General features: G+C 38.0%; 24 protein-coding genes and 1 pseudogene. 15 read left to right on the top strand and 10 right to left on the bottom strand.

Annotated elements, in window-relative coordinates:
* Positions 1-227: 227 nt before the first annotated feature.
* A complete protein-coding gene (locus N4G44_RS09170; RefSeq protein ID WP_474926171.1) occupies positions 228-1,028 on the top strand; it encodes an AraC family transcriptional regulator in 801 nt (266 codons plus the stop codon).
* A gap of 55 nt (positions 1,029-1,083) precedes the next feature.
* Here N4G44_RS09170 and N4G44_RS09175 read toward each other — a convergent pair whose 3' ends face one another.
* Complete coding sequence (locus tag N4G44_RS09175) at positions 1,084-1,767, bottom strand: hypothetical protein (protein ID WP_474926174.1); 684 nt, start codon at positions 1,765-1,767, stop codon at positions 1,084-1,086.
* 426 nt (positions 1,768-2,193) lie between these two features.
* Here N4G44_RS09175 and N4G44_RS09180 point away from each other — a divergent pair, with 426 nt between their 5' ends.
* Positions 2,194-2,604, top strand: coding sequence for a hypothetical protein (locus tag N4G44_RS09180; RefSeq protein WP_474926175.1), 411 nt, complete (start codon positions 2,194-2,196; stop codon positions 2,602-2,604).
* Here the strand turns inward: N4G44_RS09180 and N4G44_RS09185 are convergent.
* Positions 2,601-3,248 (bottom strand): hypothetical protein, encoded by a 648-nt coding sequence (locus N4G44_RS09185; RefSeq protein ID WP_474926176.1) that lies wholly within the window; start codon positions 3,246-3,248, stop codon positions 2,601-2,603. The two genes, N4G44_RS09180 and N4G44_RS09185, sit on opposite strands and share 4 nt — an antisense overlap.
* Positions 3,249-3,607: 359 nt before the next feature.
* Between N4G44_RS09185 and N4G44_RS09190 the strand changes: the two genes are divergently transcribed.
* The 13 genes and pseudogenes from N4G44_RS09190 to hisIE all read left to right on the top strand — a co-directional run bounded on the left by N4G44_RS09190 (position 3,608) and on the right by hisIE (position 13,331).
* Positions 3,608-3,838, top strand: a complete 231-nt coding sequence (locus tag N4G44_RS09190; RefSeq protein WP_474928315.1) for a C40 family peptidase — start codon at positions 3,608-3,610, stop codon at positions 3,836-3,838.
* Between the two features lie 14 nt (positions 3,839-3,852).
* A complete protein-coding gene (locus tag N4G44_RS09195; RefSeq protein WP_474928316.1) occupies positions 3,853-3,972 on the top strand; it encodes an NlpC/P60 family protein in 120 nt (39 codons plus the stop codon).
* 182 nt (positions 3,973-4,154) lie between these two features.
* Positions 4,155-4,967 carry a 2,3,4,5-tetrahydropyridine-2,6-dicarboxylate N-succinyltransferase gene (locus N4G44_RS09200; protein WP_040995292.1) on the top strand — a complete coding sequence of 271 codons (813 nt, stop codon included), beginning with the start codon at positions 4,155-4,157 and terminating at the stop codon, positions 4,965-4,967.
* A 120-nt stretch (positions 4,968-5,087) separates the two neighbouring features.
* Positions 5,088-6,185 carry a glycosyltransferase family 4 protein gene (locus N4G44_RS09205; protein WP_474926179.1) on the top strand — a complete coding sequence of 366 codons (1,098 nt, stop codon included), beginning with the start codon at positions 5,088-5,090 and terminating at the stop codon, positions 6,183-6,185.
* Between the two features lie 252 nt (positions 6,186-6,437).
* Complete coding sequence (gene hisG / locus N4G44_RS09210) at positions 6,438-7,295, top strand: ATP phosphoribosyltransferase (protein ID WP_474926180.1); 858 nt, start codon at positions 6,438-6,440, stop codon at positions 7,293-7,295.
* A gap of 2 nt (positions 7,296-7,297) precedes the next feature.
* Positions 7,298-8,572 (top strand): histidinol dehydrogenase, encoded by a 1,275-nt coding sequence (gene hisD / locus N4G44_RS09215; protein WP_474926181.1) that lies wholly within the window; start codon positions 7,298-7,300, stop codon positions 8,570-8,572.
* A 4-nt stretch (positions 8,573-8,576) separates the two neighbouring features.
* The gene (locus N4G44_RS09220; RefSeq protein ID WP_474926183.1) at positions 8,577-9,446 is read left to right on the top strand and encodes an aminotransferase class I/II-fold pyridoxal phosphate-dependent enzyme; all 870 of its coding nucleotides are present in this window, start codon (positions 8,577-8,579) and stop codon (positions 9,444-9,446) included.
* Positions 9,398-9,607 (top strand): hypothetical protein, encoded by a 210-nt coding sequence (locus N4G44_RS09225; protein WP_474926185.1) that lies wholly within the window; start codon positions 9,398-9,400, stop codon positions 9,605-9,607. The genes N4G44_RS09220 and N4G44_RS09225 overlap by 49 nt, the downstream gene beginning before the upstream one ends.
* Positions 9,604-10,697 (top strand): annotated as a pseudogene (gene hisB, locus N4G44_RS09230) (bifunctional histidinol-phosphatase/imidazoleglycerol-phosphate dehydratase HisB). Before N4G44_RS09225 ends, hisB begins: the two are co-directional and overlap by 4 nt.
* 1 nt (position 10,698) lies before the next feature.
* Positions 10,699-11,277 carry an imidazole glycerol phosphate synthase subunit HisH gene (gene hisH / locus N4G44_RS09235; RefSeq protein ID WP_474926186.1) on the top strand — a complete coding sequence of 193 codons (579 nt, stop codon included), beginning with the start codon at positions 10,699-10,701 and terminating at the stop codon, positions 11,275-11,277.
* Between the two features lie 3 nt (positions 11,278-11,280).
* Positions 11,281-12,003: a 1-(5-phosphoribosyl)-5-[(5-phosphoribosylamino)methylideneamino]imidazole-4-carboxamide isomerase gene (gene hisA, locus N4G44_RS09240; RefSeq protein ID WP_474926188.1), complete on the top strand. Its 723-nt coding sequence runs from the start codon at positions 11,281-11,283 to the stop codon at positions 12,001-12,003.
* 6 nt (positions 12,004-12,009) lie between these two features.
* Positions 12,010-12,747 (top strand): imidazole glycerol phosphate synthase subunit HisF, encoded by a 738-nt coding sequence (gene hisF / locus N4G44_RS09245; protein WP_474928317.1) that lies wholly within the window; start codon positions 12,010-12,012, stop codon positions 12,745-12,747.
* Complete coding sequence (hisIE, locus tag N4G44_RS09250) at positions 12,744-13,331, top strand: bifunctional phosphoribosyl-AMP cyclohydrolase/phosphoribosyl-ATP diphosphatase HisIE (protein WP_474926190.1); 588 nt, start codon at positions 12,744-12,746, stop codon at positions 13,329-13,331. Before hisF ends, hisIE begins: the two co-directional genes overlap by 4 nt.
* Before the next feature lie 78 nt (positions 13,332-13,409).
* Here hisIE and N4G44_RS09255 read toward each other — a convergent pair whose 3' ends face one another.
* From N4G44_RS09255 to thrS, 8 genes are all read right to left on the bottom strand, one after another.
* Complete coding sequence (locus N4G44_RS09255) at positions 13,410-14,597, bottom strand: M28 family peptidase (protein WP_474926193.1); 1,188 nt, start codon at positions 14,595-14,597, stop codon at positions 13,410-13,412.
* A 66-nt stretch (positions 14,598-14,663) separates the two neighbouring features.
* On the bottom strand, positions 14,664-15,848 hold the full coding sequence (locus tag N4G44_RS09260) for a M28 family peptidase (protein WP_474926195.1): 1,185 nt from the start codon (positions 15,846-15,848) through the stop codon (positions 14,664-14,666).
* 26 nt (positions 15,849-15,874) lie between these two features.
* The gene (locus N4G44_RS09265; RefSeq protein ID WP_474926197.1) at positions 15,875-17,050 is read right to left on the bottom strand and encodes a M28 family peptidase; all 1,176 of its coding nucleotides are present in this window, start codon (positions 17,048-17,050) and stop codon (positions 15,875-15,877) included.
* 230 nt (positions 17,051-17,280) lie between these two features.
* A complete protein-coding gene (rplT, locus tag N4G44_RS09270) occupies positions 17,281-17,625 on the bottom strand; it encodes a 50S ribosomal protein L20 (RefSeq protein WP_040995267.1) in 345 nt (114 codons plus the stop codon).
* Positions 17,626-17,756: 131 nt separating this feature from the next.
* Entirely contained in the window at positions 17,757-17,954 is a 198-nt protein-coding gene (gene rpmI / locus N4G44_RS09275) for a 50S ribosomal protein L35 (RefSeq protein ID WP_040995266.1), read from the bottom strand.
* A 181-nt stretch (positions 17,955-18,135) separates the two neighbouring features.
* Positions 18,136-18,705: a hypothetical protein gene (locus tag N4G44_RS09280; protein WP_474926200.1), complete on the bottom strand. Its 570-nt coding sequence runs from the start codon at positions 18,703-18,705 to the stop codon at positions 18,136-18,138.
* 547 nt (positions 18,706-19,252) lie between these two features.
* Positions 19,253-19,753 carry a translation initiation factor IF-3 gene (infC, locus tag N4G44_RS09285; RefSeq protein ID WP_172617123.1) on the bottom strand — a complete coding sequence of 167 codons (501 nt, stop codon included), beginning with the start codon at positions 19,751-19,753 and terminating at the stop codon, positions 19,253-19,255.
* A 190-nt stretch (positions 19,754-19,943) separates the two neighbouring features.
* Entirely contained in the window at positions 19,944-21,863 is a 1,920-nt protein-coding gene (gene thrS / locus N4G44_RS09290) for a threonine--tRNA ligase (protein WP_474926201.1), read from the bottom strand.
* Positions 21,864-21,990: the final 127 nt, after the last annotated feature.

Raw genomic sequence — 21,990 nt, forward strand, 5'->3', positions numbered from 1 at the left:
AAGGGAAATGTTGATAAAATCTTAAATGACTTTTTTAATACTTGTTCAATTGCAGGCGAGAAAAAATATTTTAATCCCTGGCCAGGTTTTGATTTAAGTATCACAACAAAATATTAATTGTTTTTATTTCAAAATATATTATGTTTTAACATATTTTTAATATATATTAGTCGCCATGAAGTGATTTAATACATTAAAACTAAACCTAACTATGAAAACAAACAATTATGAATGTCAAACTCCTTTCTCTGATTGAGCGAAGAGTCAATAAGGCAATACAATTATTATCTGAATTTTTATCCAATAGTAAAAACCATGATCACTTGCTTGAAAAACAGGTGAGTGGTTATACTGATGTGGTTATAGAAACCCATATTGCCCTATTCAAGGCTCTTGATGTTTTGCCGCATGATTTTTTATACTCTGTACGGAAAATACAGAGGCATGATCCTGATAATGGATTAAGCAATGTGCAGTTAAATAAGAAAGTTGTTTCTTATCTGAACGAAGTAATAGCATCTGCGCTTGATAAAAGCTCAGGTTCAGGATATAGTTTTATTCCGTTACATTTGAATTTTTACAGCAGTTTTTCAGATATTTCCACAATATTCGGGATTTGTTTAGTTGATCATTCAGCCAAAACAGCACAAAGCTTTTTATATGAATTTGCACTTAATACAAGGCAGATTAATTTCAGTACCCACAATTTAAATTACCTGGATAATATCCTTTTAAAATTTAAATCAGATCCGTCTGTTAATATAAGGAGTCTGAGTAAGATTAATAATTTAAGCTATCAGCAGTTTCAAAAAGATTGCCGGCAGTATTTCGGGACTACTTTCTATGATTTTACAATTAAACTGAAAATGATGGATGTAGTGGAAGACCTCATGTTTTCAAAGCTGATGATAAAAGAAATTGTCTATAAGCATAGGTTTGCTGAATATAGTAATATGTATAAATTTTTTCACCGAACCTATCATTTTCCATTTAAAAATATCACCAGATTGTATTTGGATAAAGGGTAATCTTTAAGACAATTAGCCACATTAATTACATGTGGCTAATTTTATGAATATTTATTTAATTACTCTTTGAACGAGATATAGACAAGAGGTAAACAAGATGGGCAAACATACTTCTTTTCACAGATTCCACTTTGATATCACCGGTCACCTGGTTGATGGTTGTTGTCAGGTCCGCATTACACTGTCCGGAAAAAGATCCGCTGCCTAAATAATTGGCTGTATTGGCAGCAGGATAGGAGATCCTCGGATAATCAGGAGCAACCTGTTCAGCAGCTGTTGCTCCTCCCACATAACCTTTATTATCAATAAAACGGGCAGACCAGGTTCCCAAAAACTGTCCGTTCACCGTATTGATGGTTTGGCCTACCACAATCTGGGTATCTACAGCCCTTGTGAAGCCTGCACAGGAACTGTAGTGGTTAACGTTCACCGTACAGGAAGACGCATTATCAGCGGGCTGGAAACATTTTCCTTCGTAAACGGTAAGCCTTTGTTCCGCGGCTGATGTGGAAGTATTCAGCAATGCCTTGGGAGAAAAGACTTCTTCAGGTGAAATTAAGATCAAAACTCCCTGCTCATCGGCGGCAACAATTTTCCTTTCGGTATTGGCCAATGCTCTTACTCTGGCAGGTCCGTTCACATCTAAAGTATGGGATGGGGTGGAAGTGTTAATCCCTACCTGAGAATATGCGTTATTGAATAAAATAACTGTAAGGGAAATAAATAGTCTCGTTTTCATGGTATTAATTAAGGTTTTAGTAAAATTTTATATTTTTCACTAAAGTAAGAAATATTTATAAATGCGAAAATAATTTGTATTTTAAATTCAATTTAAATGATTTGATTATCTGAATTTTCATTAAACAAAGAAAAAATAAACATAGTACATCTGTAAAATATATAAATGAAGCGGTTTGTAAAATACTTTTACTGAAATACAGTAAAATTGCTTGTTTCTCTTTAGTAAATAATTGTATTTTAGCCAAAATAAGGCACTAATTCATAAAAATATAATCACCTGATTAAAATTCAGATAATCTGAATGAAAAAAATTAGTAGATTTGCACGGAACAAGGCAAAAAATAAATGATTCAGTCTTCTATTTTTTAAGTAGAGATGAATAAACAACAATAAAATTTGATTAGCTTATAAACTATTAGAAACTATGAAGAAACTTTTTTTACTTCTTTTAACAGCTTTTTTATTTATCGGATGCAGCTCTGATGACGATACTATTTATGATTATATAGGAACATGGTCAGGCAAATACACAGGAAGCGACGATGGAACCTGGAATCTTGTGGTAGCCAGCGACGGTAAAGTAACAGGTACCATGCACTCTACAGTCAATGATGAAAATTATAATATTTCCGGGAATTTAACCGAAACCGGAGATCTTACCGCTGTAGTCGGACTACCTGATGATGGCGAATTCAAAGGCACCCTTTCAAGAGATAAAAAGGAAACGGAAACTGGTCAAACGCTGTTCCTACCCCCGCAAGATACGGCACCTGGACAGGAGATAAAAAATAAAACAGAAAGCCTGCAGATTCATCTGCAGGCTTTCTTATTTTAAATAAACCCCATGTGGGTAATCTTTTCCTTATTCTTAAGCACTAAAAAGTATAGCAGGGGTTTACCGTCCTGAAATTGCTTTTTCAAAAGAATTTCTTTTTCATTTTTTATGGGAATTTTATCTTCAAAAAATTCAGCAGTGTATGCATCCAGATCAGCATGTATACGAACTACAATTAATTCATCCGCTGAAAGCCGGTCATCCAGATTCAGGGTAATATCTTCGTTTTCTCCGGAAATATAAGTTCCGGCACTGAAATTTTCCTTTTCTCCAAATTTGAATTCTTTAAGAAGGTGCATCCCTTCCTCAGTAGTAAGCCCGTTTTGTACAGTTCTTTTCCCCTTCTCTGAAACAGTGTCAAAATCCTTGATAGTGGTCATCAGCTTTGCAAACCTTTGGTAGAGTAGAGGTTCGCCAGCTTCCCGGATATAATTTTCAATACAGCCGCGTATCGTCTTTCCTGCTTTTGAACAGTGCCCAAACTCAGAACTGTTCTGCCTTACCTTTTCATAAGAAGGGCTTTTTTTGAAAGCAGTTTTATTGAATCCGCTCTTTTTACGAACCACATTCTTTCCGTTCAGGCTGTAAAAAACCAGATCGCCTACACTGCCTTTGATCTTTATTAAACTTTCATACGTTGCCATATCACCAAATTGGATTCAAATATACTAATAAATATAAGAAATCCTAATTTTAACATATATTTATTATATAGTTGTAGTATAGTTTTAGTATAATTAAAATATAAAATGTATATTTGTCACACAATTAGTTACTTCATTTAAAATCAGATGACTATGATACCGGGATTATTTGAAAAAAACTTAAGGATAAAGCAGCTTTCCGTTCTGATGATGGCCTCAGTTATTGCAGTTTCCTGCGGATCATCAAAAAATGTATCTTCCAAAAAAAGACTGCAACCAAAACCGTTGCAAAAGCTGAAAACCTCAGAAAACTGGATTCTAAATTTGATGGAAATATTTCCAGGTCAGTCAGTGATATTCTGAAAGATGCTGAGAAATATCTCGGAACACCCTATAAATTCGGGGGAAACAGCTCATCAGGTTTTGACTGTTCCGGTTTTACCGTAAAAGTTTTTGAAGAAAATGATTTTTCCCTTCCACGCAGATCTGCAGATCAGGCCGACGCCGGTAAAAAAATTGACATTAAGGAAGTAAAGCCCGGCGATCTCCTCTTTTTGCCACAGCCGGAGGAAGCAGGGTTTCTCATGTAGGAATCGTTCATGATATCGGAGCAGATGGAGAAGTAAAATTCATCCATGCTTCCACTTCAAAAGGAGTCATTATTTCTTCATTAAACGAAAAATACTGGAACAAAGCTTACCTTCATGCCCAGAGAGTGCTGTAAATTATTATAATAACTTATTATTCTCTTCATCCGGAAATTGGCTGTAAAAATTTTCTTTAGTTCTGCAATCCTTAAATGCATGGACAGCCTACGACATTAAAAGCATACAGGATAAAACTGTTTTGCTGAACTTTTTTGTATCTTTGGCGCGAATAATTTTCAAATTAATTTAAACAAGAAACATGTCGTTACAACAAACAATTGAAAACATTTGGGATAATAGAGATTTATTACAGAATGAAGACAGCCAGAAGGCGATAAGAGAAGTTATTTCTTTATTGGACTCCGGAGAACTTCGTGTTGCTGAGCCTACGGAAAACGGATGGCAGGTGAATGAATGGGTGAAGAAAGCTGTAGTAATGTATTTCCCGATCCAGAAAATGGAAACCATTGAAGTAGGTCCGTTTGAATTTCATGACAAAATTCCTTTGAAGAGAAACTATGCTGAAAAAGGAGTAAGAGTTGTACCGCATGCCATCGCAAGAGAAGGATCTTTTGTGGCTTCAGGAGTGATTATGATGCCATCTTATGTGAATATCGGTGCTTATGTGGATTCAGGAACCATGGTGGATACCTGGGCTACAGTAGGAAGCTGTGCACAGATCGGTAAAAACGTTCACCTGAGTGGTGGTGTAGGTATCGGTGGTGTATTGGAGCCGTTACAGGCAGCTCCTGTAATCATTGAGGATGACTGTTTCATCGGTTCAAGATGTATCGTAGTAGAAGGTGTTCACGTAGAAAAAGAAGCTGTTTTGGGTGCCAATGTAGTATTGACTGCTTCTACAAAAATTATCGACGTTACGGGAGATCAGCCGGTTGAGATCAAAGGAAGAGTTCCTGCACGTTCAGTGGTAATCCCCGGAAGCTATACAAAACAGTATCCTGCAGGAGAATATCAGGTTCCATGTGCATTGATTATTGGCCAGAGAAAAGAATCTACAGATAAGAAAACATCTCTTAATGATGCTTTAAGAGAGAATAATGTAGCTGTATAAGCTATGTTTTCTTTAAATTTTAAAGTTTCATTTTAAAATTTATACAATAAACCCTGAATATTCATTTAGGGTTTATTTTATTTATACCTTTAAACCATTAAGCTTATTAAAAACTCTGATATGAAAATTGCCTTCGATGCAAAACGTTTTTTTCACAATACGTCCGGATTGGGCAATTATTCCAGGGACCTTGTCAGGATTCTTTCCCGGTATTATCCTGAAAACGAATACCTACTGCTGAATAAAAACAGTTCGGAAAGAGGCAGAGAAATTCTGGAGCAACCCAATGTGAAATTTGTACAAACTTCAAAAGGAAGCCTTTCCCGGCAGCTTAAAATGGGAAAAGATGCACAGAAGGAAGGGGCACAGATATTTCACGGCCTTTCCGGTGAACTGCCTTTGAAATGGGGTAAACAACCTATCAGAAAGATTGTGACGATCCATGATCTGATCTTCATGAGATATCCGCAGTATTATTCTTTCTTTGACCGGAAGATTCACTTGTGGAAATTTAAAAAAGCAGCTATTTCTGCCGATAAAATCATTGCTATTTCGGAACAGACCAAAAAAGATATCATCACTTATCTGAAAGTTCCCGAAAATAAAATAGAGGTCATTTACCAGGGATGCCACAAAGCTTTTAAAGAACAGCAGTCAGATGATGTTATCCAGGCTGTAAAAGAAAAATTTAACCTTCCGGAACGCTATATTCTAAACGTTGGAACCATTGAAGCCAGGAAAAACCTTTTAAATATAGTTAAGGGCATCAGCGGAACTGAAATTCCTTTATTGGTGGTAGGAAGAAAAACCAATTACTACAAAAAAGTAGAAGCTTTTATCAAAAAAAATAAAATGGAAAAGCAAGTACTTTTCCTTGAAGGAGTTTCTATGGATGAGCTGGCTGTGATCTACAAGCTGGCAGATGTTTTCGTGTATCCTAGCTTTTTCGAAGGCTTTGGAATCCCGGTAATAGAAGCACTTTTCTCAAAAACAGCAACGATCACCAGCAATACCAGTTGCCTGCCGGAAGCGGGTGGAAAAGACTCTGTTTATATTGATCCTAACAATTACGTTGATATAGGAGCTAAAATAAAATTCCTCTGGGAAAATGAATCCGAAAGGAAACGCCGTGCAGAAAAGAGTTTTGAGTTTGTTCAGAAATTTAATGACGAACCTATTGCAGCACAATTAATGGAGCTCTACAAAAAAAATCTGTAAAAAAACTTTGCAGTTTAAAAATAAACCCTACATTTGTACCACAATTCAAAACAATGATACCGAATTTTTTAACACTTCATCATTACTATCATCATCTCTGCTAAGACGGAACTGATTGATATAAACATGTGTTAAAATCAAAATAATTAAAAACCGTCTGAGTAAATAGACGGTTTTTTTGTTTCCTGAATTCTTCCCGGAATCTTCAACAGATCAGTTTTTATTTGCTCAGATTTATCTTAAAATAATACAATGAGTAAATTAAAAATTGCGATTCAGAAAAGCGGCAGGCTTTACGAAGATTCCTTACAGCTCCTCAAAGACTGCGGTATTTTCGTCAACAACGGTAAAGACCAGCTCAAGGTTTCCGTAGACAACTTCCCGATGGAGATCATGTACCTCAGAAACTCGGATATTCCGCAGTATCTGGAAGACGGAGTGGTAGATATTGCTATCGTAGGAGAAAACCTTTTAGAAGAAAAACAGAAAAACATCAGGATTGTTGAGAAACTTGGATTTTCAAAATGCCGGGTTTCCCTAGCCGTTCCCAAAGAAGTGGAAACCGACGATCTTTCTTACTTTCAGGGTAAAAAGATTGCCACTTCCTATCCCAACACCCTTAGAAATTTCCTTGATAAAAAAGGGATCGTTTCCGATATCCACATTATTTCCGGTTCCGTTGAAATTGCTCCGAATATTGGCCTTGCAGACGGGATCTGTGATATTGTAAGCTCTGGAAGCACCTTATTTAAAAACGGGTTGAGAGAAACGGTTACCATTCTTAAATCAGAAGCTGTTCTTGCAAAAACATCCGTGCTCGATGCTCAGAAGGAAGCTATTTTGGATAAATTTCTGTTCAGAATCAAGTCTGTTTTAAAAGCGAAAAACTCAAAATATATCCTGATGAATGTTCCTGATGAAAAGATCAGTGACATTGCTTCAGTGCTTCCGGTACTGAAAAGTCCAACCGTTATTCCTTTGGCCGAAAAAGGATGGAGCAGCATTCATTCAGTAATAGATGAAGTAAGATTTTGGGACGTCATTGATGAACTGAAAGAAAACGGAGCGCAGGACATACTCATTATTCCAATCGATAAAATGGTGATTTAATTATGAAAATATACAGATATCCAGAACGGAATGCATGGCCGGATCTCGTAAAACGCCCTGTCATTGAGCAGAAAGAAATATCCGGACTTATTAAGAATATATTTGATGCCGTTGAAAAACAGGGAGACAGTGCACTTATAGAATTCAACAAAAAATTTGATAAGGCGGTAACACCGCAGATTGTAGTTTCTGAGGAAGAATTGGAGAATGCGGCAGACAAAATTTCTGAAGATTTAAAGAAAGCCATTCAACAGGCCAAAGAAAATATAGCTAAATTTCACAGTGCACAACTGGCAGAAACAGAAAAAATAGAGACTGTAAAAGGAGTAACCTGCTGGAGAGAAAACCGTGCCGTTGAAAAAGTAGGGATCTACATTCCGGGTGGGACTGCTCCTTTATTCTCTACCGTGCTGATGCTCGCTGTGCCTGCAAATTTGGCAGGATGCCAGGAAATAATCCTTTGTACACCACCGGACAGCAGCGGTAATATTAATCCTGCAATTCTGTTTACAGCAAACCTTTGCGGGATTACAAAGGTATTTAAAACCGGAGGTGCACAGGCCGTCGCAGCTATGAGCGTTGGAACAGAAAGTATTCCAAAGGTGTATAAAATTTTTGGACCCGGTAACCAGTATGTTGTTGCCGCCAAAGAATATGCACAGCGTTACGGCGTTGCCATCGATATGCCTGCCGGTCCAAGTGAAGTGCTTGTTATTGCAGACAGCCAGGCTGTTCCTGAATTCTGTGCAGCGGATCTTCTCTCACAGGCAGAGCACGGAAGCGACAGCCAGGTAGTTTTTATTACCACAGATTTCAGGATTTTCAGTGAAACCATTGAAGCCGTTGAAAAACAGGTGAAGAAGCTTCCGAGAAACGAAATGGCTACACAGGCCCTTGATCACAGTGTTTTTGTTTTGATGAATTCAATAGAAGAAGCTTTGGAATTCAGCAATTTGTATGCTCCGGAACACCTTATCCTTGCCCTGGAAGATTTTGAGCAGTACATTCCACAGATCAGCAATGCCGGATCGGTTTTTCTGGGAAATTATTCCTGCGAAAGTGCCGGAGATTATGCCAGCGGGACTAATCATACTTTGCCGACTAATGCTTATGCAAGGAACTACAGCGGCGTTTCCCTCGACAGTTTTGTTAAAAAAATTACCTTTCAGCACCTTTCTAAAGAAGGTTTGAAAAAAATAGGAAAAACAATAGAAGTAATGGCAGAAGCAGAAGGTCTTATTGCCCACAAAAATGCAGTGTCCATACGATTAAAATAAGATAATGAAAGAATTCAACCTCAATACTTTAGTTAGAAAAAATATACTCAGTTTACAGCCTTACACCAGCTTCAGAGATAACAGTGAGTTTAAATCCCCGGTTCTTCTGGATGCTAATGAATGTCCGTTCGGGGAATTCAACAGATATCCGGATTCAACTCAGAAAAAGCTTAAAAGCAAGCTTGCAGACCTTAAAAAGGTAACTCCTTCACAGATCGCTTTGGGAAACGGCAGCGATGAATTGATTGATCTGATCATAAAAATCTTCTGTGAGCCTAAAAAAGACACCATTCTGATGATGAACCCTTCATTTGCCATGTACGCTTTTTACGCGGCGGTGAATGAAAATGAAGTTGTAAAATTAAACCTGGATGAAAACTTTGAAATTGTAAAAGATGACTTTTTAAAGATTACTCAGGAACGCGACATCAAAGTTTTTTTCCTTTGTTCTCCTAATAACCCGACCGGGAACAGTGTACAGGATATAGAATTTTTCATCCGGAATTTTGACGGAATTGTTGTCATAGATGAAGCTTACATTGAATTTTCAGAAAATAGATCAGCAATTGAACTTCTGGATAAGTATCCTAACCTGATTGTGCTGCAGACTTTTTCTAAAGCCTGGGGAACGGCAGGAGCAAGGGTTGGTGCTGCTTATGCTTCTGAAGAGATCATCCGTTTCATCAATACGGTGAAGGCTCCTTACAACGTTAATTCTTTAAGCCAGGAGCTTATTCTAACCCTTTTGGATGATAAAAATAGGCTAAAGGATAATGTTGACAGCATTTTGCAGGAAAGAGCCTGGCTGGAAGAAGAATTTAAAAAATGGAATGCATTATCAGGGTATTTCCTACCGATGCCAATTTCTTCCTGATCAAAGTCAATAATGCCCGGACGGTGTATCAGAAAATGCTGGATAAGGAAATTCTGACCAGCCAAAGGTCGCCTGCAATTCAGGATTGCATAAGGATCAATGTAGGAAGCCGTGAAGAAAACGAAAAATTAATCAATGTTTTAAAAGCAATTGCATCATGAAAAAAGTACTTTTTATAGACCGTGACGGAACCTTGATCATAGAACCGCCCTTAGATTTTCAGGTAGATTCGCTGGAAAAACTTGAGTTTTATCCGGGAGTTTTCCAGAACCTTTCCAAAATTGCCAGAGAAATGGATTACGAGCTGGTAATGGTCACCAATCAGGATGGTTTGGGGACGGATAGTTTTCCTTATGAAGATTTTATAAAGCCCCAGGAGAAAATGCTGAAAACTTTCGAAAACGAAGGAATCATTTTCAGTGATATCCTGATTGACAAAAGTTTTGAGCATGAAAACCTACCTACCAGAAAACCGGGAATCGGCATGCTTTCAAAATACATCTATGGAAATTATGATCTTGAAAATTCATATGTAATCGGTGATCGGAATACAGACGTTCAACTCGCTGAAAATTTGGGAACTAAAGCTATTTTTATCAATGAAAGCTTTAATGAGAAAGCAGCGCTTACTACAACAAATTGGTCTGAAATTTATCGCTTTTTAAAGCAGGAATCAAGAAAGGCAAAGGTCTACAGAAAAACCAACGAAACAGAAATAGACATTGAAATAGACCTGAACGGTAAAGGAGCTGCAGAAATTTCTACCGGTCTTCATTTTTTCGATCACATGCTGGATCAGATTGCAAGACACGGAAACCTTGATCTTAAAATTAAAGTAAACGGAGACCTGAAGGTGGATGAGCACCATACCATTGAAGATACCGGAATTGCTTTAGGTGAAGCCTTTTCAAAAGCATTAGGAAATAAAAAAGGGATTGAAAGATATGGCTTTTTGCTTCCGATGGACGATTGTCTGGCCCAGGCTGCCATTGATTTCGGAGGAAGGCCTTGGATCGTTTGGGAGGTTGATTTCAAAAGAGAAAAATAGGGGATGTTCCTACAGAAATGTTCTTTCACTTTTTCAAATCATTTACAGATTCATCAAAATCCAATCTGAACATCAAAGCGGAAGGAGATAATGAACACCACAAAATAGAAGCGGTTTTCAAAGCATTTGCAAAAGCTGTTAAAATGGCGGTGAACCAGTCGGACGGCAGTTTTAATTTACCATCAACCAAAGGAAGTTTATAACATGATCGCATTGATAAAATACAACGGAGGAAATGTAAGTTCTGTCCAGAATGCTTTGGCCCGGCTCAATATTAATTCCATCATTACGGATGATCCCGAGCTGATTATAAAAGCTGATAAAGTAATATTTCCGGGCGTGGGAGAAGCTTCATCAACGATGAAAGTACTTGAAGAAAAGGGTCTTAATGCGCTAATCCCCAGTCTGAAGCAGCCGGTTTTAGGAATTTGTCTCGGAATGCAGCTGATGTGTGGTAATAATGAAGAAGGAAATACAAAAGGAATGGGAATTTTTGATGTAGATGTTAGGCAGTTTCCGCCGGAAGACCTTGTTCCGCATATGGGATGGAATACCATTTCAGGCCTTAAATCCCCACTTTTTTCAGGGATTGAGGAGAATAGTGATGTTTACTTTGTCCACAGTTATTATTGTGGTCTGGCAGAGTCTACGGTGTCCGTATGTGATTATATTCTTCCGTTCAGTGCTTCGCTTCAGAAAGACAATTTCTTTGCTGTACAGTTTCACCCTGAAAAATCGGGACTGACGGGTAGTAAAATATTAGAAAACTTTATAAAACTATAGGTGATGAAGATTATTCCAGCAATTGATATCATTGACGGAAAATGTGTCCGTCTGTCAAAAGGAGATTATTCTACCCAAAAAATATACAGCGAAAACCCTGTGGAGATCGCTAAAGAATTCGAAAGTTTCGGAATCCGGTTTCTTCACCTTGTAGACCTGGATGGTGCCAAATCCAGACATATTGTGAACCAGAAAGTTCTTGAAAGTATAGCCAGAGAAACTTCCCTTCATATTGATTTCGGAGGTGGTTTAAAAACAGGGAATGATATAGATATAGCCTTTAATTCGGGAGCAAAACAGATCACTTTGGGAAGCATTGCCGTACAGGACCCGGAATTCTGCCTGGAAATGGTTCAGAAATATGGAAATGACAGGATTATTTTAGGAGCTGACTGCGAAAACAGGAAAATCAAAACATCCGGATGGCTGGAAGAAAGCAGCCTGGATATTATAGATTTTCTTCTTCAGTATCAGGAAAAAGGCATCAGCCAGACCATATGCACAGATATTTCCAAAGATGGAATGCTGGAAGGTCCGTCCACAGACCTGTATAAAGAAATACTGGATAAAACTTCAGTAAAGCTTACGGCGAGCGGTGGTATTTCATGCATTGAAGACGTATACAGGATGAAAGAGATCGGATGTTCGGGAACCATTATCGGAAAAGCCATTTATGAAGGAAAAATAAGTTTATCACAACTTCAGAAATTTATTGAAAATGCTTAAAAAAGAATCATTCCATGTCTGGATATTAAAGACGGAACTACCGTAAAAGGAGTTAATTTCGAAGGATTACGAAATGCCGGAGATCCGGTAGAGCTTGCGGTAAAATATGAACATGAAGGTGCTGACGAACTTGTTTTTCTGGATATTACGGCGACATTGGAAAACAGGAAGACCTTTGCAGATCTTGTAAAAGAAATAGCCAGGCAGCTCAGCATCCCGTTTACCGTAGGCGGTGGAATTTCCTCTGTGGAAGATGTCCGAAAGCTTCTGGAAGCCGGTGCAGATAAGATTAGCATCAATTCTTCTGCGGTTAAAAATCCACAGTTGATTGGTGACCTTGCCAAAGAATTTGGAAGCCAGTGTGTTGTGGTTGCTATTGACACGCGTTTTACAGACGGTTCAGACCTTGTCTATGTAAGAGGCGGAAAGCTTGCCACGAACCTGAATACCGTAGACTGGGCAAAAGAAGCTTCATCATTGGGAGCAGGAGAGATTCTGCTGACCTCAATGGATGGTGACGGAACAAAAAACGGCTTCGATCTACGCATCACGAAGCTGGTTTCGGAAGCTGTTTCTATCCCTGTGATTGCTTCAGGAGGAGCAGGAAGCGCAGATGATTTTATTAAAGTATTCAGTGAAACAAAAGCAACAGGGGCTTTAGCAGCCAGTATTTTCCATTTTAATGAAGTACCTGTTCAGGAATTGAAACAATATTTAAAAACTCAAAAAATACCCGTACGATGAAAATAGATTTTAACAAAAATAACGGCCTTGTTCCGGTGATCATCCAAGACAGCAGAACGCAGCAGGTGCTCATGCTTGGGTATATGAATGAGGAGGCTTTTGAAAAGACAAAAAAGGATGGTATCGTCACTTTTTTCAGCCGTTCCAAAAACAGGCTTTGGACAAAAGGGGAAGAATCCGGTAATTTCCTGACTGTAAAGAATATAAGTATAGATTGTGATCAGGATACGGTTTTAATTCAGGCTGTTCCTACAAACACAGTCTGCCACACCGGAAGCTTCAGCTGCTTTGGTGAAAAGGAAAGCAAAGGTTTTATCTATGAGCTGGAGTCAAAAATCTCCGAAAGAATTGATAAAAAAACGGAAAATTCATATACATATTCCCTTTACCAGAGAGGAATCAATAAAATGGCCCAGAAAGTAGGAGAGGAAGCTGTAGAACTTGTTATTGAAGCTAAAGACAGCAATGATGATCTCTTCAAAAACGAAGCTGCCGATCTTATGTATCATTTCCTGATTCTGCTTAAAGCAAAAGGTTTTTCTATGGAAGACATTGAGCAGGTTCTTCTAAGCAGGGACAAATGATTCAAGGCATATGATGTAATAAAAAGAGGATGTTTCACTTTTGAAACATCCTCTTATCATTTGAATAGATTGATCAGACTATCTTTCAATCAGGATTTTTCGTACAGCTTTCTGACCGTCGGATTGTATAATTCCAATGTAGGCCCCTTCAGCCAGCTTTGATACATTAACAGCCTTTTCGTTAGCCGTTTTAAGAAGAGATTTTCCTGAGAGATCTGTAATTTCAAAGCTGAAATCTTTTCTTGTGCCGACAGGAAGCTCAATATTGATGGTATCTTTAGAAGGATTAGGATAAACGGATACCGCTTCGAGAGACTGGTTGGAAGCCGTTTCTTTTGCTCCCAATACGATAGAATTCGAAGAAGTGGCTACTGCAAAATGCTGCAGGGCTCCCACCGTTGCTTTGCCGATTTTATAAATATAAACCGGGTCAGTATTGGCAAAAGTATCATCAGCAGAATGCGGATAGGTACTTCTTATTCTTTCAAAAAAGCCTGTAATCACTTCACCTTTTCTTTCAAACGGTATATAATCTGTATCTTCTGCGGGATCTACAGCGGTTTGAAGAGGAGAGTACAGGGCAGTACAGTTTCTCAGCTGCTGAGTTACCGCTGCCGAAGCAGCATTATTGCTTGTGGGACCAGCTTGATCCTGATCGCAGTATACTGTATTGTTGTTATTGCCCATAACACCGCCTACCTGGTCAAGATTGAATACCAGCTTGATGTCCAAAACCCTTGTTCCGTTCTGGTAAGCCACATTATTGACGTAATGGGTACTTCCTCTCAATCCCTGCTCCTCGCCGGAGAAATGGATAAACTTAATGGAATACTCCGTAGGAACATTTCTCAAAATTCTCGCGGCCTCTAAAATAATGGAAGTCCCGCTTCCGTTATCATTGACTCCCGGACCGTAAATACTGTCAAAATGCCCGCAGATAATGACATATTTATTAGGATAAACTGTTCCTGTTTTGGTAATCACCAGATTTTTTGAGCTTGTACTTCCAAATGTAAAAGGATCTTCTACGATCTGGCTGGCAGAATATCCGTAAGAAATATACTTGTTTTTGATCCATGCCAATGCCTCGGCATTCTTTACGGAACCGGTCGTTTTAATACCCAGATTGGAAAACTGCTGTAAGTTTGTTGTAATATTGGTCTGGGAAACCAGGTTGGCTCTGTCCTGGTAAGCCTGGATAAAAGTCTGGGCTTTACCGCTGAGTGCTGCAAAACAGACAGGCAGCATTACGATTGTTTTTTTCATTTTAATTATTTTATGATTGTGGTGTGTTTTAAGAGTAATATTTACCTTTATAATTAATGATTTAAATTATTTTTCAATAATTATTTTCCGGGTAATACTTGCGCTTTCTGTTGTTACAGTGCATAAATAAATTCCATTTTCAAGCTGTGACACATTGATCCGTGCCTGATTTTCTTCCTTCAATACGGAAAGTCCCTTTAAATTGGTAATTTCAACAGTAAAGTTCTTTATGGCCGGATCCGGCAGCTCAACGGTTAATACGTCTTTTGCAGGGTTCGGGTAGACTTTTACAGACTCCAGAGTTGTTACAGGCACTTCTTTTGAGGTAGAAATAGCTGTAATATTGGTGGCTGCTGTGGCAAAATGCTGCATTGCTCCCACGGCAGCTTTACCTACTTTAAACACATAAACAGGATCTACATTGGCAAAAGTATCATTTACCGTATGTTCAGTGTAGCTTCTGGTATATTCATAAAAGCCCGTGATCACATATCCTTTCTGTTCAAAAGGCATGTAGTCTGAAGAATACGCATTGGAAATGCTGGTCTGGAGAGGAGAGTACAATGTAGTACATGTTGCCAGCTGCTGGGTAATGGTATTGGATGAGGCATTATTTCCTGACTGTCCGCCGGTATCTCTTTCACAGATGATCTTGGTATTAGTATTACCTGATTTGCCTCCAACCTGATCAAGATTGAAAACCAATTTGATGTCCAGTTTTTTTACACCGCTTTGGTAGGCAACATTATTTGCATAATGGGAGCTTCCGTACAGGCCTTGTTCCTCTCCGGAAAAATGGATAAACTTGATGGAATACTCTGTAGGAACATCTTTTAAAATCCGGGCAACTTCCAGGATAACCGATGTTCCGCTTCCATTATCATTGGTTCCGGGACCGGTAATGGTATCATAATGCCCGCAGATGATTACATATTTATCAGGATAAAGAGTTCCCGTCTTTGTAATCACCAGGTTCCTGGAACTTGTACTTCCGAAAGTGAAAGGATCTTCCACGATCTGGCTTGCGGAATATCCGTAAGAGGTGTACTTGTTTTTAAGCCAGGTTAAAGTATTGGCGTTATTCACGGATCCAGTGGTTTTTACCCCTAAATTGGAAAACTCCTGAAGATTGTTGGTAATGTTGGTTTGTGAAACCAGATCCGCCCTGTTCTTATAAGCCTGAACGAGGGTCTGGGCACTGACGGTTCCTACCGCTAATGCAGTGCACAAAAAGGTGGTGAATTTTTTCATATTAAATATTTTGGTTTGGTGTGTGGCTATTTTTCAATAATGATTTTTCTGGTGATGCTGTCGGTATCAGATTTTACAGTAACCATATACGTTCCGTTTGCCAGGCCTGAGGTATTCATTTTCTTTTCGTTATCTGCATTTAAAATCAGCCGGCCGTTCATATCGCTGATTTCTACCTTAAAGTTTTTATGATCCTTCGGCATTTCAATGTGAAGCACATCACGCGCTGGGTTTGGGTAAATTTTAACCGTTTCTAATAGATTTTCAACCTGAACATCATCCGTGGCCAGAGTAACCGCTGAAGCTACTGCAAAGTGCTGTAAGGCTCCTAAAGCAGCTTTTCCCACATTAAATACATATACAGGATCTACATTGGCAAAAGTATCGTTTACCGTATGTTCATTATAGCTTCTGACTGTTTCGTAAAATCCTGTAATGATATCCCCTCTGTTTTCAAAAGGCATATAATCCGAATTGAATGCATTGGACATTGTCGTCTGAAGCGGAGAGTATAGGGTAGTGCAGGTAGCCAGCTGCTGGGTCATCGCCAATGAAGCTGCGTTGTTCCCGCTTTGCCCGCTCTGATCGCTTTCGCACTTGATATTATTGTTTACATTCCCCAGTTTTCCTCCTACCTGGTCGATATTGAAAACCACTTTCAGATTCAACTGGCGTGCGTTATTCTGGAAAACAACATTATTTACATAATGGTTGCTTCCCACAAGTCCTTGTTCCTCTCCTGAAAAATGAATAAACTTCACGGAATATTCCGTAGGAACATCTTTTAAAATTCTGGCTGCCTCCAGCAAAATAGAGGTTCCGCTGCCATTATCACTGACTCCGGGGCCTACTATCGTGTCGTAATGCCCGCAAATGATCACATAGGTATCTGGATATACGGTTCCTGTTTTGGTTACGATTAAATTTTTGGAAGTATTGCCTCCATAGGTAAAAGTATCTTCTGTAATCTGGCCTGCAGTATATCCATAAGATTGATATTTAGCCTTAAGCCATTCCAATGCGTTGGTATTTTCTATAGTGCCGGTAGTTTTTACACCAAGATTCGCGAAGTCCTGAAGATTGGCTGTAATATTAGCCTGGGATATTTTATTCACCCGGGTTTGGTAGGCCTGTATAAAATTCTGACCATGAAGGTAGTAAGCTGATAAAGAAAGGAGTAAAATAGTTGATATTTTTTTCACTTTTAACTAAAGTTTTTATAGATTTAATAATCCAACAAATGTAGATAATAAAAATCAATTTTATTTTATGCAAAATGGAAAAAATCTTTAGCGAAGCTTCATTTTTTCTAATTAGCTTAAATGTGAGAAAATAAATCTATCATTTGTGATTTTTAATGAAAAAAATATATTCCGGAAAACAAAAATCCCGGGCAAAGCCCGGGATTATATTGATAACAAAAAATTCTACATTATTTTACTTGATCTACAACTGCTTTGAAAGCTTCAGGGTGATTCATTGCTAAATCTGCTAAAACTTTTCTGTTAAGCTCTACGTTGTTCTTTTTAAGAGCTCCCATAAACTGAGAGTAAGACATTCCGTGCTCTCTTGCACCAGCGTTGATACGCGTGATCCAAAGTGATCTGAAATTTCTCTTTTTCTCTTTTCTTCCACGGTAAGCATATTGCATTGCTTTTTCTACCGCGTTTTTAGCTACAGTCCAAACGTTCTTTCTTCTACCGAAAAAACCTTTAGCTTGCTTCATAATTTTCTTTCTGCGAGCTCTTGAAGCTACTGCATTTACTGATCTTGGCATAATTTAAATTGTTTTTTTGAAAAGGGCGGAATTTTCTAATTTATATGAAAAATTCACTTAGTGGCACCGTTTCAGGGTTAAATTGTTGAATTTGTTTGAATTCTTATAAACCGAATATAGATTTATAAAAACTACTTAATGGCTAATTGACGTAGAACACTTTTCTCATCCACAGAAGCTACGTAAGAAGTCTGCGTAAGATTTCTCTTCTGCTTAGTTTCTTTCTTAGTTAAGATGTGGCTTTTGAAAGCATTCTTTCTTTTAATCTTACCAGTTCCGGTAAGTTTAAAACGCTTTTTAGCACCTGATTTCGTTTTTAATTTTGGCATTGTTCTGCTTTTTTATTGTTTTGTTATCAATATCTTGTCCTTGATTCCTGCAATACAGAGGAATTACAGTTTGCAAAGATACAAAAAAATCAATCCGAACTTTCATTATCTGTGATTTTGTCGGATATACATACAAAAAGCCGTCTCTGAATGAAACGGCTAAGACTAAAAGTATTTTTTATTATAAGAAGTCTTCCACGATGATATCGTTTCTTTCTTCGTTATTTCCACCTAAAATAACTTTGATTCTGAATCCTGAAGGAATGGCAGCCCCTGTTCTTGAATAAAGCTGAAGTTTAACGTGTGGATTGGCTACATAATAGTTAACTGCAGTATTGGAACTCCAAAGAGCGTTTCCATCTCTGTAAATCACCATGTTTCCATCGTTCTGTACAATAAGCTTTGGAGTACCCGAGCTTCTGTAGGTATTGGAATGCCAGATTACATCAGTTCGACCCGGTCTTTCTCTGTACAGAACAAGATTATTGTCAGTCTGCATGATAAATTTGTAATTGCTGCCACCGTACTCCATATTGATCGCTTGTCCGGCTTCTAATATCTGAGGATGGTTGACGCTTTCCTTTAAAAGGGTATAACGTGTAAGATCCAAAATACGGGATTCACTCTTTTTACCTGCAATGCTGTGCTTTTCGCTTGGCACATTTGTATTCACATTATCAAGAGTATCATCCTGAGCGCAAGATGCAAGAAGCATCGGAAGACTTAATAAAGTCAGTAATTTAAATTTCATGGGTATATTTATATTTAACGCTGCAAATATAATAATTAATACTATTAATTCACTATTTGAAGATTAAATAAATGTAAATAATCCTTTATTAATAGTATCTTTCAATTAACATTAAGACACTTTTAAGTGACTATATAATTAATAATCAATGGTTTTTTGCATGGTCATTCGGAGATAGGGTAAGAAAATTAATTACTGCCTGAAAAAATCCAGAAAGATATCGATTAATCGTTATTGCCTCTTTAAAAGGTGTACGGAAAAAGCAGAAGGGAAGGAGATACCAGAAATTTTAAATATAGCGATACTGATTTTCCGGTAACATAAAACTGCAAGCTGATCTGTTTAAGGTTCAGACCATTGGCATTGGGTATTCTTTTATTTATTCAGGGCTGCGAAAAATATGAAATCCGGAGGAGCAGGCTATCATAATTGATTGCTTTCAGATTGCTTTCACTATTTGTTATAATTACTTAATAATTAAAAACAAAAAAACCTCAAAATATTTTGAGGTTTATATGATCGGAAACAGACGTTGCGTCTGTTAAAACTATTTAGCTGGTTTTTTAGGACTCATCATCATGATCATTCTTTTTCCTTCAAGTTTTGGAAGCTGATCTACTTTTCCAACGTGCTCCAGTTCCTGGGCAAGTTTCAGAAGTAATATTTCTCCCTGGTCTTTGAAGATAATTGAACGTCCTTTAAAAAATACGTAGGTTTTCAATTTTGAACCTTCTTCAAGAAACTTTTCAGCATGCTTCTTCTTAAATTCATAATCGTGGTCATCAGTCTGAGGTCCGAAACGGATCTCTTTTACAACCACTTTTACCTGCTTGGCTTTTAGTTCCTTCTGCTTTTTCTTTTGCTCGTATAAAAACTTCTTATAGTCTAATATTCTTGCAATGAAAGGCTCAGCCTTATCGGAGATTACTACCAGATCAAGCTCCTGCTCTGTGGCAAGCTGTCTTGCTTTGTCAATAGGATAAACTCCTGGCTCTACGTTATCGCCCACCAAACGAAGCTCTCTCACACGAATTTTATCGTTGATCAAGTGTAAGTCCTCCTGTACCGGACGTCTCTGTGGGCCCCTGTTGTTAAATCTTTGTGCTATTGTATTATAATTTTATTGGTTAATTACTAATTTATTTTAAATTAAAAGATTAAAGAATTAAAATATTGAAAAATTACTAAGGGTAAATCAATCTTTTAATCATTAAATTTTTTAATCTTTTAATTAAATTTTATATCGCTGCCTCCTTTTTAAAATAAGCAACAAAATCTTCCATGCTCATGACACCAAGGTCTCCTTCACCACGTCTTCTTACAGAAATTGTGCCTTCCTTCTCTTCATTTTCACCTACAACCAGCATGAATGGGATTTTCTTCAATTCCGCATCACGGATCTTTTTCCCTGTCTTCTCATTCCTGTCGTCAATCAGACCGCTAATATCGTGATTTTCCAAAAATTGTGAAACTTTTTTTGAATAATCTACATATTTTTCACTGATCGGTAAAATAATGAACTGATCCGGGCTCAGCCATAGCGGGAAATCTCCTGCTGTATTTTCTAAAAGGATCGCAATAAAACGCTCCATAGAACCAAATGGTGCTCTGTGGATCATTACCGGTCTGTGCTTCTCATTATCGCTTCCGATGTAGTGAAGGTCAAATCTTTCCGGTAAATTATAGTCTACCTGGATTGTTCCAAGCTGCCATTTTCTTCCTAAAGCATCTTTCACCATGAAGTCCAGTTTCGGGCCATAAAAAGCAGCCTCTCCGTATTCTGTAATGGTATTTAAACCTTTTTCTTTAGCTGCAGTAACAATGGCAGTTTCCGCTTTTTCCCAGTTCTCGTCGGTACCGATGTATTTTTCAGTATTTTCAGGGTCTCTTAAAGAAATCTGAGCGGTAAAATCTGCAAATCCAAGTGAACCAAAGACATACAGAACCAAATCGATGGTCTTTTTAAATTCTTCCATCAGCTGATCCGGAGTACAGAAAAGGTGGGCATCATCCTGGGTAAATCCACGTACTCTTGTCAGTCCGTGAAGTTCTCCACTTTGCTCATATCTGTATACTGTTCCGAATTCTGCATATCTTTTCGGAAGGTCCCTGTAGCTCCATTGTGAAGTTTTGTAGATTTCACAGTGGTGAGGGCAGTTCATAGGCTTCAGCATGAATTCTTCTCCTTCGTTAGGAGTTTTGATAGGCTGGAAGCTGTCTGCACCGTATTTGTCCCAGTGTCCTGATGTTACATATAGTTCTTTTGCCCCGATGTGTGGCGACATTACAAATTCATAACCTCCTTTTTTCTGAGCATCACTAAGGAAATTTTCCAATTTCTTTCTTAAAGCGGTTCCTTTTGGAAGCCATAAAGGAAGACCTGCACCCACTTTTTCAGAGAAGGCAAAAATTCCAAGCTCCTTACCCAGTTTTCTGTGGTCTCTTCTTTTGGCTTCTTCAAGTCTTTCAAGATATTCAGTAAGCTCTTTTTGTTTAGGGAAAGAAATACCGTATACTCTTGTCAGCTGAGGATTCTTTTCATTTCCTCTCCAGTAAGCTCCGGCTGCATTTAAAATTTTCACGGCTTTCACAATTCCTGTATTTGGAATGTGGCCTCCACGGCATAAATCTGTGAAATTATCATGAGTTACAAAAGTGATCTCTCCATCATTAAGATTAGAGATAAGCTCCACTTTGTAAGGATTATCTGCATAGGTTTTTAATGCTTCTTCTTTAGAAACAGGGTATAAAGAGAATGTTGAACCTTTTTTGGCATTTTCCAAAACTCTCTTTTCAATCTTCTCAAAATCCTTTTCGGATAAACTCTCGTCCCCAAAATCTACGTCATAATAGAATCCGTTTTCAATGGCAGGTCCGATCGTTAATTTAGCATCAGGATAAAATTCAAGGATAGCCTGCGCCAACAAGTGGGCAGAAGAATGCCAGAATGCTTTCTTACCTAGATCATCATTCCATGTTAACAACTGTACCGTTGAATCCGTGGTTATAGGTGTGGTCGTTTCTACTTGTTTGCCGTTTACAACTGCGGAAATGGTATTTCTAGCCAATCCCTCGCTTATAGATTTTGCCACATCTAAAGGAGTAACTGCTCCTTCGAATTCTTTGACACTATTGTCTGGAAGTGTAATTTTTATCATTGTTTACTAAAAAATTTTAAGATGCAAAAATACGCATTTTTTAGATAAAATACTATATTAGCCTGCATTTAGAATAAGAATTAATATCAAATATGAAAAAGATTGCTGCAGTTTCGGGTCTCTTGAT

Source organism: Chryseobacterium sp. GTID13, assembly GCF_056172655.1.